At 71.8% G+C, this 14,559-nt stretch carries 15 protein-coding genes and 1 pseudogene; 4 read left to right on the top strand and 12 right to left on the bottom strand.

Features of this window, described 5'->3' with window-relative positions; all coding sequences use genetic code 11:
* Window position 1: 1 nt before the first annotated feature.
* The 10 genes and pseudogenes from LRS04_RS24745 to ccoN all read right to left on the bottom strand — a co-directional run bounded on the left by LRS04_RS24745 (window position 2) and on the right by ccoN (window position 9,047).
* Window positions 2–883: a radical SAM protein gene (locus LRS04_RS24745; RefSeq protein WP_308238429.1), complete on the bottom strand. Its 882-nt coding sequence runs from the start codon at window positions 881–883 to the stop codon at window positions 2–4.
* A gap of 540 nt (window positions 884–1,423) precedes the next feature.
* A complete protein-coding gene (gene ccoS, locus LRS04_RS24750) occupies window positions 1,424–1,582 on the bottom strand; it encodes a cbb3-type cytochrome oxidase assembly protein CcoS (RefSeq protein WP_257818729.1) in 159 nt (52 codons plus the stop codon).
* Window positions 1,583–1,661: 79 nt separating this feature from the next.
* A complete protein-coding gene (locus LRS04_RS24755) occupies window positions 1,662–2,156 on the bottom strand; it encodes an HAD-IC family P-type ATPase (RefSeq protein WP_257819249.1) in 495 nt (164 codons plus the stop codon).
* Window positions 2,051–3,751 carry an HAD-IC family P-type ATPase gene (locus LRS04_RS24760; RefSeq protein WP_257818730.1) on the bottom strand — a complete coding sequence of 567 codons (1,701 nt, stop codon included), beginning with the start codon at window positions 3,749–3,751 and terminating at the stop codon, window positions 2,051–2,053. The genes LRS04_RS24755 and LRS04_RS24760 overlap by 106 nt, the downstream gene beginning before the upstream one ends.
* Window positions 3,742–4,227, bottom strand: a complete 486-nt coding sequence (locus LRS04_RS24765) for a FixH family protein (protein ID WP_257818731.1) — start codon at window positions 4,225–4,227, stop codon at window positions 3,742–3,744. The genes LRS04_RS24760 and LRS04_RS24765 overlap by 10 nt, the downstream gene beginning before the upstream one ends.
* Window positions 4,224–5,720: a cytochrome c oxidase accessory protein CcoG gene (gene ccoG / locus LRS04_RS24770; protein ID WP_257818732.1), complete on the bottom strand. Its 1,497-nt coding sequence runs from the start codon at window positions 5,718–5,720 to the stop codon at window positions 4,224–4,226. The genes LRS04_RS24765 and ccoG overlap by 4 nt, the downstream gene beginning before the upstream one ends.
* Entirely contained in the window at window positions 5,717–6,646 is a 930-nt protein-coding gene (ccoP, locus tag LRS04_RS24775) for a cytochrome-c oxidase, cbb3-type subunit III (RefSeq protein ID WP_257818733.1), read from the bottom strand. Before ccoP ends, ccoG begins: the two co-directional genes overlap by 4 nt.
* The gene (locus LRS04_RS24780) at window positions 6,639–6,812 is read right to left on the bottom strand and encodes a cbb3-type cytochrome c oxidase subunit 3 (protein ID WP_257818734.1); all 174 of its coding nucleotides are present in this window, start codon (window positions 6,810–6,812) and stop codon (window positions 6,639–6,641) included. Before LRS04_RS24780 ends, ccoP begins: the two co-directional genes overlap by 8 nt.
* Window positions 6,809–7,545: pseudogene (gene ccoO, locus LRS04_RS24785) on the bottom strand (cytochrome-c oxidase, cbb3-type subunit II). The gene LRS04_RS24780 and the pseudogene ccoO overlap by 4 nt, the downstream one beginning before the upstream one ends.
* An 11-nt stretch (window positions 7,546–7,556) precedes the next feature.
* Window positions 7,557–9,047: a cytochrome-c oxidase, cbb3-type subunit I gene (ccoN, locus tag LRS04_RS24790; RefSeq protein WP_257819250.1), complete on the bottom strand. Its 1,491-nt coding sequence runs from the start codon at window positions 9,045–9,047 to the stop codon at window positions 7,557–7,559.
* Between the two features lie 303 nt (window positions 9,048–9,350).
* On the opposite strand from ccoN, the gene LRS04_RS24795 reads away from it, so the two are divergent.
* Window positions 9,351–9,608: a hypothetical protein gene (locus LRS04_RS24795; protein WP_257818735.1), complete on the top strand. Its 258-nt coding sequence runs from the start codon at window positions 9,351–9,353 to the stop codon at window positions 9,606–9,608.
* A 13-nt stretch (window positions 9,609–9,621) separates the two neighbouring features.
* Here the strand turns inward: LRS04_RS24795 and LRS04_RS24800 are convergent, their stop codons facing one another.
* Entirely contained in the window at window positions 9,622–9,978 is a 357-nt protein-coding gene (locus tag LRS04_RS24800) for a cytochrome c (protein WP_257818736.1), read from the bottom strand.
* A gap of 36 nt (window positions 9,979–10,014) precedes the next feature.
* The gene (locus LRS04_RS24805) at window positions 10,015–10,464 is read right to left on the bottom strand and encodes a host attachment family protein (RefSeq protein ID WP_257818737.1); all 450 of its coding nucleotides are present in this window, start codon (window positions 10,462–10,464) and stop codon (window positions 10,015–10,017) included.
* Window positions 10,465–10,635: 171 nt separating this feature from the next.
* Between LRS04_RS24805 and LRS04_RS24810 the strand changes: the two genes are divergently transcribed.
* The 3 genes from LRS04_RS24810 to LRS04_RS24820 all read left to right on the top strand — a co-directional run bounded on the left by LRS04_RS24810 (window position 10,636) and on the right by LRS04_RS24820 (window position 14,487).
* Entirely contained in the window at window positions 10,636–11,511 is an 876-nt protein-coding gene (locus LRS04_RS24810; RefSeq protein WP_257818738.1) for a universal stress protein, read from the top strand.
* A gap of 8 nt (window positions 11,512–11,519) precedes the next feature.
* Window positions 11,520–11,753, top strand: coding sequence for a hypothetical protein (locus LRS04_RS24815; protein WP_257818740.1), 234 nt, complete (start codon window positions 11,520–11,522; stop codon window positions 11,751–11,753).
* A gap of 67 nt (window positions 11,754–11,820) precedes the next feature.
* Window positions 11,821–14,487 (top strand): bifunctional acetate--CoA ligase family protein/GNAT family N-acetyltransferase, encoded by a 2,667-nt coding sequence (locus LRS04_RS24820; RefSeq protein WP_257818741.1) that lies wholly within the window; start codon window positions 11,821–11,823, stop codon window positions 14,485–14,487.
* The last annotated feature ends 72 nt before the right edge of the window (window positions 14,488–14,559 follow it).

Below are 14,559 nucleotides of genomic sequence, written 5' to 3' on the forward strand. Positions count from 1 at the left end.
GCTAGAGCGCCTTCGAATGCCGGCCGCCATCCGGCTGGAAATAGGCGTCGAACACCGCGCAGACCGAGCGGACCACCGCGCGGCCGGCCTCGCTGACCTCCACCTTCGGGCCCAAAAGGCGCACCAGCCCGTCGGCGGCGAAGGGGGCGAGCCGGCTGCGGGCGGCCGCCAGGTCGGCGGGATCGCGCCCGTGACGTGCGCAGACGGCCGCCAGGTCGACCTCGAGGTCGCACATCAGCCGCTCGATGATCTCGCCCCGGAACCGATCGTCGGCGGTCACCGCGACGCCGCGCGCAATCGGCAGCTCTCCGGCCGCGATCGCAGCCCGCCAGCCGAGTTCCTGCGCCACGTTCTGCACGAAGCCCTGCGGCAGCGCCCCGATCGCCGAAGCGCCGAGCCCAAGCAGGGTCCTGGCCTGGTCGGTCGTGTAACCCTGGAAGTTGCGATGCAGCCGGCCCTGCGTCAGAGCCAGCGCCAGTTCGTCGTCCGGGACCGCGAAATGGTCGAGGCCGATCCGGACATAGCCGGCCGTCATCAGCCGTTCGGCCGCCGCGTCCGCCTGGTCGAGGCGCTCGGCGGGGCCCGGCAGGGCGGCCTCGTGGATGAGCTGCTGATGGCTCTTCATCCAGGGCACGTGGGCGTAGCCGAAGAGCGCGATCCGCTCCGGCCGGAGTGTCAGGACGGCGTCGAGGGTGGAGAGCGTGTTCTCCACCGTCTGATGGGGCAGGCCGTACATCAGGTCGAGATTGACGGAACGCACGCCCGCCTCGCGCAGCCAGCCGACGCCGGCCTCGATCTCGGCGAAGGACTCCCGGCGGTTCACCGCCCGCTGGACCTGGGGCGACAGGTTCTGGACGCCGAGGCTGGCGCGCGTCAGGCCCAGGGCAGCCGGCCGCCTGCACCCAGGCCGGTGTCAGGACCGCCGGGTCCAGCTCCGCGGCGACCTCGAGATCCGGCGTCAGGTCGAAGACCCGGCCGAGCGCGCCCAGGATCGCCGCCAGCTCGTCGGGCGTGAGCATGTTGGGCGTGCCGCCGCCGAAGTGGATGGCGTTGGCCGGCAGCCGGCCCGGCAGGGCGCCCTCCAGCAGGGCGATCTCGGCGAGCAGATGCTGGACGTAGTCGCCGACCGGCTGGTGGCGGTTCACCGCCCGGGTGTTGCAGCCGCAGTACCAGCACAGACGCGCGCAGAACGGGATGTGCAGGTAGAGCGAGACGGCCTCTTTGGCCGGCAGGGCGGCCAGCCAGGCGCGATAGGTATCGGCGCCCACCTCGGGGCTGAACTGCAGGGCGGTCGGATAGCTCGTGTAGCGCGGCGCGCGGCCGTCGTACTTGGCCACCAGCTGGGCCTGGGAGAGCGGGACTTCGGCGAGGGCGGTCATGGTTCCAGACTGCCCGGGAGGCTCGCGCCCCGCCGTGATCCAGATCAAGCCTCGGGCCTGTCGTCCGGATCGTCCAGGAGGATGCGGTTCGCATCTCCGGCCGGGTCGTCGTACTGGCCGTCGCGGAGCGTCCACCAGAAGGCGGCGACCGCCAGCAGCCCGAGGCCGACGGAGAACGGCGCGAGGAACAGCAGGATGGTCATGTCCGGCGCCCCATCCTGAGCGCGTTGAGCGTCACCGCCAGCGACGAACCGGACATCGCGAGCGCCGCCACGAACGGGTTCACCAGGCCGAGCATGGCCGCCGGGCCGGCGACCAGGTTGTAGAGCGCCGCGAAGGCGAAATTCTCCAGCGCCCGGCGCCGCGCCGTCGTGGCGACGTCGATGGCGGTCGCGACGGCCGCGAGCCCTCGCCCGAGAACACCAGGTCCGCGGCGTTCTGGCTGGCCTCCAGCGCCGTGCCGGGGGCCATGGCCGCGTGCGCCCGGGCCAGGGCCGCGGCGTCGTTCAGGCCATCGCCGACCATCAGGACCCGGCGTCCCTGGGCGGCGAGCGCATCGATCGCGGCGGCCTTGTCCTGCGGCGTCAGGCCGGCGCGCCAGGCGTCGATCCCGGCCGCCTCCGCCGCGGCGGCCACCGGCCCGGCCACGTCGCCCGACAGCACCTCGACGGTCAGGCCGCGGGCCCTGAGCGCCGCGACGGTGCCGGCGGCGTCGGCCCGCAGGCGGTCGGAGAACCGGAAGCGGATCTTCGTGTCACCCTCGAAGCCGAACCACAGCTCCGTCTCGCCAGCGGCGCGCCCCTCGACGCCGACGAAGGCGGCCCGGCCCAGGCGGGCTCGGCGGCCGTCGATGACGCCCTCGACGCCCTGGCCGGCCTGCTCGCGCACGTCGGACGCTGAGGGCCCCTCCCCGCCGCATCCGCCATCGCGCGGGCCAGCGGATGCCGCGAGGCGCGCGCCAGCGGCGCGGCGAGCGTCAGGGCCGCCGGGCACGGGTCGATCAGGCTGGGCCGGCCCTCGGTGAGCACGCCGGTCTTGTCGAACACCACATGGTCGACCTCGGCGAGCCGCTCCAGCGCGGCGCCGGACTTCACCAGCACGCCCCGGCGGAACAGGCGGGCCGACGCCATGATCTGGACCGCCGGGACGGCCAGGCCGAGGGCGCAGGGACAGGTGATGATCAGCACCGCCACCGCCCGGATCAGCGCCTCGCGCGGCCCGAGCCCGAGCGCCCAGCCGCCGGCGAAGGTCAGCGCCGCGGCGGTGTGCACCACCGGCACGTAGATGGCGGCGGCCTTGTCGGCGAGCCGGACGTATCTCGACTTGGACTGGGCGCCGGCCTCGACGAGCCGGGCGATGGCGGCGAGCGCCGAATCCTCCGAGCGCGCGGTGGCCCGCAGGGTGATGAAGCCCGAGAGGTTCAGCGCGCCGGCCCGGCAGAGCGTCCCCTCCTCCACGGCGACGGGGGCGGTCTCGCCGGTCAGCAGGGCGTCGTCGAGCGACGAGGCGCCTGCCTCGATCCGACCGTCGACCGGAATGCGCTCGCCGGGCCGCACCAGGACAAGATCGCCAGGCTGCACCTCGCTGAGAGGCTTGCGACGCTCGCGCCCCAGGCTGTCCAGCACCGCCGCGGCCGGGGCCTGCAGGGCGAGGAGGTCGCCGGCGGCGCTGCGCGCGCGGGCCCGCAGCCGATGGTCCAGCCAGCGGCCGATCAGCAGCAGGAAGAGGAGCGAGACGGCGGCGTCGAAATAGGCGTCGCGTCCGTTCAGCAGGGTCTCGGAGAAGCTGATGACCAGGGTCAGGATCACGCCGATGGAGATCGGCACATCCATGTTGGCGCGGCCGGCCTTAAGCGACCTCCAGGCCGACTGAAAGAACGGCATCCCGGCATAGACGGCGCACGGCGCGCCGACCGCGCCGGACAGCCACATCATCACCTGCTTCGTGGCCGGTCCCAGCTCCTGGCCGAACAGGCCGGCCCACAGCGGCACCGAGAACATCATGGTGTTCATGGCCCCGAACGCCGCCACCGCGAGCGCCAGCACCAGCCGGCGGCCCTCGCGGTCGTGCGCCGCCTGGGCCTGTCCGGGATCGTAGGGGGTCGCCGGATAGCCGAGGCGGTCCAGCGTCGCGATCACCTGGCCAGGGTCGCCGTCGGCGCCTTTGAATCCCACCGCGAGCTTGCCGCTGGTCAGGTTCAGCCGCGCGGTCTCGACGCCCGGCAGCTTGCCGACCGCCGTCTCGATCTTCGCCATGCAGGCGGCGCAGCGGGCCCCGCGCACGAGGAGGTCCAGGCTGGCGCGGCCGTCCTCGCCCTTCGCCAGGAAGGCGGAGAAGTCGGCGCCCGGCCCCGCGTCATAGGTCAGCGCCACGTGAGCCTCCGCTCGGCCGTGAACAGCCTCCCCTGGCCGTCCCGCGCTTCGGCCGTCAGGTCCCAGGCGCCGTCGATCGCCCCGGTCGTCGCCTCGTAGCGCCCGGGCGCCGTGCGCTGGAAAGTCAGCATCCGCCGCCCGGCTTCGGTCGCCGGGCGTTCCAGCCGGCCGCTTACGGAGAGGCCGGCCACCGGCGCGCCGGTGCGGTCCTGGACCTGCACCACCACGACCCCCGGCTGGGCTTCGGCGGCGGCGCGCCAGCCGAGCGCCGCCTGGGCCTCGAGCTGGGCGATCCGCCGGTTGTAGAGCAGGCCGTCCTCGTAGGGGGTCACCGAGACCTCGCCGGGGTAGGTCTTCAGCGCCAGCGCCATGAAGGTCACGTCGACGCCGATCACCACGGCGAAGAAGGCCGTGACGCCGCCGAGCACATGCCAGCCGCGGACGCGATAGCCGTCAGGCGCATGGGTCGCACTCATGGGTTGGCGTCTCCTGACAGGAAGGTGGTCTTCGTCCTCACCGCCTGGCCGGCGGCGCGGATCTCGAAGGCGGCCGGCATGTTGGCCTGGGCGATCTGGTCGGGCGCCGCGGTCACGAAGACGCGAATGGCGGTCACCTCGTTCGGCTGGGCGGTGAGCACGAGGGGCTGGCCGGCCGGGCGGCCCGGGCTCTTCACCAGGGCCCCGGCTACGCCGTCGAACCGGACCTCCAAGGTCTGCGGCGCGAAGGTGCGGTTGGCGATCTTCAGCGTGTAGCCGTTGCGGATCGCCCCGTCGTGCAGCCGCACGAAGGTCGGGTTGCGGTCGCGCAGCGCGTGCAGCTCGAACGACGGCCGGGTCATCAGGCCAAAGGTCATCAGGCCGGAGACCACCATCAGGGCCACGGCGTAGAAGACCGTCCGCGAGCGCAGGAAGCGGTAGCGCGGCGTCTGGCCCTGCTCACGCTCGACCACGGCCGCGTCGGTATCGAAGGCGATCAGCGCCTTCGGCCGGCCGACCTTCACCATGATCTCGTCGCAGGCGTCGATGCACAGGGCGCAGTTGATGCACTCGAGCTGCGGACCCTGCCGGATGTCGATGCCCATGGGACAGGCCACGATACATTGCCGACAGTCGATGCAGTCGCCGCGGCCGGCCCAGTCCTGGCCCTTCTTGTGCGCGCCGCGCGGTTCGCCGCGGTCGTAGCGGTAGGTGACCTGCAGGGAGTGTCGGTCCAGCATCGCGCCCTGGATGCGCGGCCAGGGGCACATGTAGATGCAGACCTGCTCGCGCATGAAGCCGGCGAACACATAGGTCGTGGCGGTCAGCAGGAAGCAGAAGATGTAGGCGGTCGCCGGCGCCTGGCCGATCCAGAAGTCCCGCAGCAGGCTGGGGGCGTCGTGGTAGTAGAAGATCCACGCCCCGCCGGTGCCGAAGCCGATGGCGAGCCAGGTCAGGTGCTTGCCCGCCTTGCGCCAGGCCTTGTCGAGGGACCAGGGCGCGGCGTCCAGGCGCATACGCGCGTTGCGGTCGCCCTCGAACAGCCGCTCCACGTGGATGAACAGGTCGGTCCAGACCGTCTGCGGGCAGGCGTAGCCGCACCAAAGCCGCCCGAACAGCGCCGTCGCCAGGAAGAGCCCGAGCGCCGCGATGATCAGCAGGCCGGTGATGAAGTGGACTTCCTGCGGCCAGAGCTGGATGTCGAAGAAGTAGAACCGGCGTCCGGCGAAATCGACCAGCACCGCCTGGTCGGGCAGCTTGCCCGGCCGGTCCCAGCGGATCCACGGCGTGACGTAGTAGATGCCGAGCATCACGATGAGCAGGGCCCACTTGATCGCGCGCCACTTGCCGTGGACCAGCTTCGGATAGATCGGGGTGCGCGGCTTGTAGAGGCCGCCGCCCGCGTCCTTTTTCCGGACCCGTTCGGCGGCCGAGACCGGAGCCTCGCGCGCCACGGGCTCGGTCCTCGAGACGCGGTCGATGACGACGGTCATCGGCCGGCGCCGCCTGCGCTGGCTTGCGGCCGGGGCGCCTCGGCGACGTCATCAGCCCCGCCGGCGTTGGCGTGGATGTAGACCGCCAGCGCCTTGATGGTCTCGGCGCTGAACCGCCCGCCCCAGGTGGGCATGACGCCGTTGCGGCCGTTCCAGATCTGGTCGTGGATCGCCTTGCGGTCCGACCCATACAGCCACTCCGCATCGGTCAGGTTCGGCACGCCGCGGACTGCGTCGCCGGCGCCGGCGGGGCCGTGGCAGGCGACGCACTGGTCGACATAGGTCTGGCGCGCCCGCTCCACGGCGGCCGGATCGGCCTTCCGGCCGGACAGCGCCATGACGTACTCGGTGAGATCGGCGACCTTGGGCTCGTCCAGCATCTGGTCGCGGCCGAAGGCCGGCATCACCGTCTCGCCGCGGGTCTGGGGATGGCCGGCGCGGACGCCCACGTCGATGGTGTGGCGGATGTCGTCCAGTGAGCCGCCCCACAGCCAGACGTCGTCGCGCAGGTTCGGATAGCCCTTGGCGCCCGCCCCGCCTGCGCCGTGGCAGGTGGCGCAGTTGTCGCCGAACACCGACTGGCCGACCTGCAGGGCGTAGGCCTGCAGCTCCGGATCCTGCTCGATCTGCTGCAGCGAGGCGGCCTGCAGCTTGACCTCGCCCGCCCCGCGCTGGGCCTTGAGCGCCGCCAGTTCCTGGCTGACCTCGGCGCGGTCGGACTGGCCGCGGATACCCTTGGTGTAGCCGGTGATCCCCGGCCAGGCCGGCATGAAGACCCAGTAGACGAAGGCCCAGGCGATGGTCCCGTACCAGACCCACAGCCACCAGCGCGGCAGGGGGTTGTCGAGCTCCTTGATGCCGTCCCACTCGTGCCCGGTGGTCTCGACGCCGGAGTGTTCGTCGGTCTCGCGATTGCGGTCAGACATCCTCGCTCTCGTCCTTCTCGAGCGGCAGTTGGGCGAGGCGCTGGAACGCCTCCTTGTGCTGGGGCCAGAGCGCGTAGGCAACGGCGGCGGCAAAGATCAGCGCGAAGTAGAGGGTCCCGCCCTGCTGGGCGAAGCGGGCCACGGTCTCGTAGGTCAGGCCGCTCATCTGAGGTTCTCCGGGTCCTCGGCCTGGTAGGTCTTGAAGTCGACCATGGTCCCCAGGACCTGCAGGTAGGCGATCAGCGCATCCATCTCGGAGATCCGCTCGGGATTGCCGTCGAAGTCCCGCTGCGCGACTTGGCGCCATAGCGCTTGCGAAGGTCGGACGTGGCCCCGGCGAACGGGTCCGTCTGCGCTTCCAGGTCCAGCTTGGCGTTCTCGATCTGGGCCGCGCTGTAGGGCACGCCCACCCGCTGCAGCGCCGTGAGCTTCGCCTCGATCGCCCGGTAGTCGAGGTCCTTCGCCGCCAGGAAGGCGTAGGGCGGCATGTTGGATTCCGGCACCACCGATCGGGGGTCGGTCAGGTGGTCCACGTGCCAGCCGTCAGAGTACTTCTCGCCCACCCGGGCGAGGTCCGGCCCGGTCCGCTTGGAGCCCCACTGGAACGGGTGGTCGTACATGCTCTCCGCGGCCAGGCTGTAGTGGCCGTACCGCTCGACCTCGTCGCGCAGCGGCCGGATCATCTGCGAGTGGCAGACGTAGCAGCCCTCGCGGACGTAGATGTCCCGGCCGGCCTGCTCCAGCGGCGTGTAGGGACGGACGCCCTTCACCTTCTCGATGGTGCTCTCCAGGTAGAAGAGCGGGCTGATCTCCACGAGGCCGCCGATCGAGACGACGACCAGGATGCCGATGACGAGCCACAGCGAGTGGCGTTCGAACTTATGGTGACGGTTCCACATGGGGCGGGCCCTTACTCAGCCGCCTGGAGGGCGGGGGCGGGCGCGGCCGAGGTCGCCGGCAGCTCGGCCTGAGCCGTGCCGGGCATGCGGATCGTGCGCCACAGGTTGTAGGTCATGATCACCGCGCCGGAGAGGAACAGCAGTCCCCCGATGGTGCGGATGACGTTCTCGATGTGCTTGGCCGCGACGGTCTCGACGAAGGAGTTCGCGAGGAAGCCCTGCGGCGTGTACTCGCGCCACATGAGGCCCTCCATGATCCCGGAGACCCACATCGCGGCGATGTAGAGAAGGATGCCCGACGTCGCGATCCAGAAGTGCCACTCCACCAGCTTCAGCGAGTAGAGGCGCTCCTTCTTCCAGAGCCACGGAACCAGGCAGTAGACCGCCGCGAAGGTGATCAGCCCGTTCCAGCCGAGCGCGCCGGAATGCACGTGGCCGATCGTCCAGTCGGTGTAGTGGCTGAGCGAGTTGACGGCCCGGATCGACATCAGCGGACCTTCGAAGGTCGCCATGCCGTAGAAGGCCATGGCCACGACCATCATCCGGATCACCGGGTCGGTGCGCAGCTTGTCCCAGGCGCCCGAGAGCGTCATCAGGCCGTTGATCATGCCGCCCCAGGACGGCATCCACAGCATGATCGAGAAGGTCATGCCGAGCGTCTGCGCCCACTGCGGCAGGGCCGTGTAGTGCAGGTGGTGCGGGCCCGCCCAGATGTAGATGAAGATCAGCGACCAGAAGTGGACGATGCTGAGCCGGTACGAATAGACCGGCCGCTCGGCCCGCTTGGGGACGAAGTAGTACATCATCGCCAGGAAGCCGGCGGTCAGGAAGAAGCCGACGGCGTTGTGGCCGTACCACCACTGGGTCAGGGCGTCCTGTACGCCCGCGAAGGCTGAGTAGCTGCGGGTCTCCAGCAGGCCGACCGGCATGGCCAGGTTGTTGACCACGTGCAGCAGGGCGATTGTGACGATGAAGGACAGGTAGAACCAGTTGGCCACGTAGATGTGGGGTTCCTTGCGCTTCCACAGCGTGCCCAGGAAGACCAGCAGGTAGGCGACCCAGACGATCGTCAGCCACAGGTCCACGTACCACTCAGGCTCGGCGTACTCGCGGCTCTGGGTGATGCCCGCGACATAGCCGGTGGCCGCCAGCACGATGAACAGCTGGTAGCCCCAGAAGACGAACCACGGCCAGAGACCGCCGGCGAGCCTCGCCTTGCAGGTCCGCTGCACCACGTAGAAGGAGGTGGCGATGAGCGCGTTGCCGCCGAAGGCGAAGATCACGCCCGAGGTGTGCAGGGGCCGCAGCCGCCCGAAGTTCAGGAAGCCGTACTCCGGGAAGTAAAACTGGTTGGGCCAGGAGAGCTGGGCGGCGATGAGCACGCCCGCGCCGAGGCCGACGATGGCCCAGACCATGGTGGCGATGACGCCCGCCCGGACGACGCCGTCCTCGTAACGGCTCTCGTCGGAGCGGAAGCGGTCATGGCCGAGGCCCGCCGACATCACCAGGAAGGCGACGGTGAAGGCGCCGGTGAAGATCCAGCCGTGCAGCCGGAACAGCGGGTCGGGCGAGAGCGCGGTCATGAGGACCGACGCCAGCGCCGCCATGCCGGTCAGGGTGTAGATCAGGAGGACGCTGAACGGCGCGTCGTCCGCGGTGGTCGTGAGTTGGGTCATGGCCCCCAGGCGCCTTGAGCAGAAGTTGGGGCCGTTGTGCGGTGCAGCGGGCAGAGTCGCCTTGACGTGGATCAAGGCGCCTTTCGGCCTGTCGGACGATCAGAAGACCGACCTCGAAGGAGCCTCGCCATGCGCCCCGACCGCGCCCCTGAACCTGACGCCGCGCTCCGGATCGGCGTGGCGGGCGCCGGCGTCGCGTTCCTGGCTTCGGCCGCGCTGGCAGGCCGCCTCGCGGTGCAGCACATGGCGCTGCTCGGCGAGATTTGCGGAGCCTCCGCGCCACATTGCGGGTGGTGCGCCGCGGCGGCCGCCCTGTTCGCCATGGGCCTCGCCAGCCTCGCCTGGGCCGCGCGCCCGGCCCCGGCGCCGCTGAAGGTCCGCGGCTAGGATCCCGATTTCGTCAGCAGGCCGTCGCGACGCACGGCGGCATGTCGAGGCGACGCGCCGTGGCGGCGTCGGCCGTCGCGACCGCATCCATGTAGGCCAGGATCGCGGCCGCTTCGCCGCGGGTGATCACCACGCTGGGCATGCCATAGAGGGTGTGCCGGCCGGAGTCGGCCACGCTGTGCTGCAGGCTCTCCGGCGTGTGCAGGCCGTCCAGCATCCAGAACGGCGGCGCGCCGCGGTGCGGGCTCGTCCGGCCGGGCGCCGCACCGTGGCAGCCGGCGCAATGCTGCTCCGCCAGACGTTTCCCGAAGGCGACATCGGGCGGAAGGGGCTCCTCGGGGACCGTGGCGCAGCCTGTGGCGAAAGCCACGGTCGCAATGCTCGCGAGGGCGGCCCTCCACATGTGTCAGCCCCGGGCCCGCGCCTCGCGCAGGTGCTCACGGATCGCCTCCGCATCGTCGAGGGTGCGGTTATGGGGGTCGGTCACGTCGAGACGGGCGACGAGCGGGGCGGTGAGCCGGCGCCGGATCTCACCCAGAGCGGTCGGCGGCGCCATGATCGCCAGGCGGTCGAACGCCCGGCGCTGGGCCGCCGCATGCAGCGTCTCCACGGCGCGGGCGAGAAAGCGCTCCTCGGCCGCCTGTTCGGGTTTCGTCTGCTCCCCGGCGTGGCGGCCGTAGCCTGCCCGCTCGTGCACGGTGGCCGTGTGCGCATGGCTCGGCCGCCGGTCTGACTCGGAGATCCGCATGGCGAGATCGGCCAGCTCCCGAACGTCTCCGGCGCGCCGGCGCTCCTCGAAGACCCGCACATGGCCGCCATCCGCGGCGACGATCCAGGTGACGCCCTCGTTGATCATGGGTTCCTCCATCGCTCGCGACCACCCTCGCAGACCAGACGGTGAGGCTTCTCTGACCTGTGTCAAACCCGGAGGCCGGACGCCTCCGTACCGGTACTTAGGTGGCGCTGCGGAATGTTGCCGGGCGGCGGTTTGGCGGAACGTGAGCCTGCCAACCAAAGGAGGCACGCCATGCCACAGACCCTTGAGTCCGCGTCTCCCGTAAGCGCCGCTACGGCGCGCTATGACAGCCTGCTGGTCCATGTGGAGCCCGGCCTCCCCGCCTCGCGGCGCGTCGAGGTGGCCGCAGGACTGAGCCGGCGCTTCAAGGCCCGACTGATCGGTCTGGGCGCCGAGGCCCTGGAGCCGCCGGTGGCTTCCGACCCCTACTCCAGCCAGCTCCTCGCCGAGATGGTGGTCGAGATGACCCGCGAACTGGAGGCCCGCCAGGCCCGCGCCGCCGAGGATTTCGGGCGTGACGCCGCCCAGGCCCACGAGACCGAGTGGCGGACATCCCGGGCCATGCCGAACGCGGCGCTGGCCGCCGAGGCGCGCGCCTGCGACCTGATCGTCATGGGCGCCCGGGAGGGACGCGGCGCCAGCGGTTACCAGGCCGCCGACCCGGGCGAGGTGGTGCTGACCGCCGCGCGCCCGGTCCTGGTCGTCCCCGAAGGCGCGGAGCGCCTGGAGGCCAGCCGTATCGTGCTGGCCTGGAAGGAGACCCGTGAGGCGCGCCGCGCCCTGCTCGACGCCCTGCCGTTCCTCGTCGCCGCCGAGGAGGTCGTGGTCATGGCGGTCTGCGCCGAGAACGCGGTCGAGGTCAGCAAGGCCCAGGTCGACGACGTGGCCGGAACCCTGCGCCGCCGGGGCGTTCCGGCGCGCAGCCTGGTGGTCACGGCGCCTGACGCCAGCGTCGTCGACGAGTTGAACGCCGAGGCCGCCAACATCGGCGCCGACCTCATCGTCTGCGGCGCCTACGGCCACAGCCGGACGCGGGAATGGGTGTTCGGCGGCGTGACGCGTACGCTCCTCCGGGCGCCTGGCCGCTATCTGCTGCTCAGCCACTGAGCGTCGCCATGGCGCAACCGTCCCCCATCGGGCTGACCTGGCTGCAGGCTCCCCTGGACGGTCTCGCCAGGGGTGATCGGCTCGCGTTGTCGCGAGCCGACGCCGAGCGGCTGTTCGGGGTCGACGGTCCCGGCGAGGCGCGGATCGGCGACTTCGCGGCCGGCCACCGCTGCCGGGCGGAGTTCGCCGAGACCCTCGTCCTCTTCGTGAAGTCCCCGCTGCGCCGGATGTCGCACGGCTGATCCCTCGGTATCTCCGGCGTTGACGGCGGTCGGGCGGCCCGGCACATCCGGGCGGAGAGGACCCGCCATGACGACGCGCAACCTCGACGCCCTCTTCCATCCCCAGGCCATCGCGCTGGTGGGCGCCAGCGACACGCCGGGCTCCGTGGGCCGGGTGATCGCCCACAACCTGCTGAACGCCGGCTTCGCCGGGCCCGTCCTGCCGGTGAACCCGCACGCCGCCTCGGTGGGCAGCTCGCTGGCCTACCCCAACATCGCCGCCCTGCCCCGCCCGGTGGACCTGGCGGTGATCGCCACGCCCGCGCCGACCGTCCCCGGGATCGTCGCCGAGCTGGGCGCCGCCGGCTGCCGCGCCGCGGTGGTGATCAGCGCCGGCGTCACGCCCGGCCTGAAGCAGCAGATGCTGGACGCCTCGCGGCCGCACCTGCTCCGGCTGGTAGGCCCCAACTGCCTGGGCTTCATCTCGCCACGCGTCGGCATCAACGCCAGCTTCGCCCACCTGACGCCCGCGCCGGGCGGCCTGGCCCTCGTCGCCCAGTCCGGGGCGATCTGCGCCGCGGCGCTCGACTGGGCACAGCCGCGGGGCATCGGCTTCTCGCACGTGATCAGCATCGGCGATGCGGCCGACGTCGATTTCGGCGACCTGCTGGACTACCTGGCCCTCGACCCCGACACCAAGGGCATCCTCGTCTATCTGGAGAGCATCGGCGACGCGCGGAAGTTCATGACCGCCGGCCGGATCGCCGCCCGCGCCAAGCCGGTCGTCGTCATCAAGGCGGGACGGACGGCGGCCGGCGCGGCCGCCGCGTTCAGCCATACCGGGGCCCTGGCAGGCTCCGACGCGGTCTATGACGCCGCCTTCCGCCGCGCCGGCATGCTGCGGGTCGGCGGCCTGCGGGAACTGTTCGACGCGGTGACCACGCTCTCCGCCGGCCTTAGGGTCCACGGCGACCGGCTGGCGGTCCTGACCAACGGCGGCGGCGCCGGCGTCATGGCCGTGGACGCGCTCGCCGAGCGCGGCGGCCGCCTCGCGACGCTGAAGCCGGAGACGGTGGCGGCGATCGACAAGCTCGCGCCGCACGGATGGTCGAACGCCAATCCCGTGGACATCCTGGGCGACGCCCGGCCCGGCTTCTACGGCCACGCGCTCGAGGCGCTGCTGGCCGACAAGGACAACGACGCCATCCTGGTGATGAACTGTCCGACGGCGGTGGCCTCCTCGGCCGACGCCGCCGAGGCAGTGGTCGCCGTTGCGCCGAAGGGTCCGTTCGGCCGACCCGTGCTGACCTGCTGGCTCGGCGACCAGGCGGCCGGCGAAGGCCGCCGGATCTTCGCCGCTGCGGGCATCCCGACCCACGAGACACCGGACGAGGCGGTGCGCGCCTTCATGCACCTCGTCGACCACCGGCGGAACCAGGAGCTGCTGATGCAGACCCCGGCCGACCGGCGCCCGCTGGCGCAGCACGCCGAAGCCGCGCGGGTGGTGGTCGACGCGGCGCTGGCCGAAGGCCGGCTGGTGCTCACCGATCCCGAGGCGCGCGCCGTGCTCAAGGCCTATGGCCTTCCGGTGGTGGAGGACCGCACGGCGCGCAATCCGGCCGAGGCCGCCGCCGCCGCCCGCGAGATCGGTGGCGTGGTGGCGCTCAAGATCCTGTCGCCCGACATCAGCCACAAGACGGACGTGGGCGGGGTGGCGCTCGGCCTCGACGGACCCGCCGACGTGCTGGAAGCCGCCGAGGGGATGATCGCCCGCGTGCAGGCCGCGCGGCCGGACGCCCGCATCGAGGGCTTCGTCGTCCAGCCCATGGTCGCCCGCCCCCATGCCCACGAGCTGCTCTGCGGCGTCACCCGCGACCCGACGTTCGGTCCGGTCGTGCTGTTCGGCCACGGCGGCGTCGCCACCGAGGTGCTCGCCGACCGGAGCATCGGCCTGCCGCCGCTCAACGACGTCCTGGCCCGCGACATGATCCGCCGGACCCAGGTGGCGAAGCTGCTGTCCGGCTTCCGCGACCGCCCCGCCGCCGACCTTCCGGCGATCGCCGACGTGCTCGTGACGCTCGGTGAGATGGCCAGCGGCGTGCCCGAGATCGCCGAGCTGGACATCAACCCCCTGCTGGCCGACGACCGCGGCGTGCTTTGCCTCGACGCCAGGATCCGCCTGCGCGCGCCCGGCCAGGCGGCGGCGCGCCCGGCCATCCTGCCCTACCCCCGGGCCCTGGAACGGGACATCACGTTCGAGGACGGCGGCGCCCTGCACGTCCGCCCGATCCGGCCGGAGGACGCGCCGCGCATCGAGGACCTGATCGACCGCTCCACGCCCGAGGACGTGCGCCTGCGCTTCGCGTCAGGCTTCCGCCATCTGCCGCCCGGCTGGGCCGCGCGCCTGTCGCAGATCGACTACGACCGCGAGATGGCGCTGGTCGCCGAGAACGCCGACGGCGAGATCCTGGGGGTCAGCCGGCTGGTGGGCGACCCTGAGGGCGAAACCGCCGAGTTCGCCCTGATGGTGCGCTCCGACCGCCAGCATCGCGGCCTCGGCGGCCTCCTGCTCCGCGCCGTGCTCGACCATGCGAAGGCGCGGGGCATCAAGGAGGTCTGGGGCGACGTCGCCCGGCACAACGACCGCATGCTGGAACTGGCCGAGAACCTCGGCTTCGGCCGCCGGACCGGCGACGACGTCGCCCGCGTGAAGGTGGTGAAGCGGCTGGACCTGGCGCCGGAGCCGGCGGAGTAGGTCCGCCGGTTCCGAGCGCCCTCGGGCTCAGCTCGGTTCGAGCACGGGCTTGGCCTTCGACGCCGAAGCCCC

This window comes from Phenylobacterium sp. J367 (assembly GCF_024699985.1).
Lineage (GTDB): Bacteria > Pseudomonadota > Alphaproteobacteria > Caulobacterales > Caulobacteraceae > Phenylobacterium.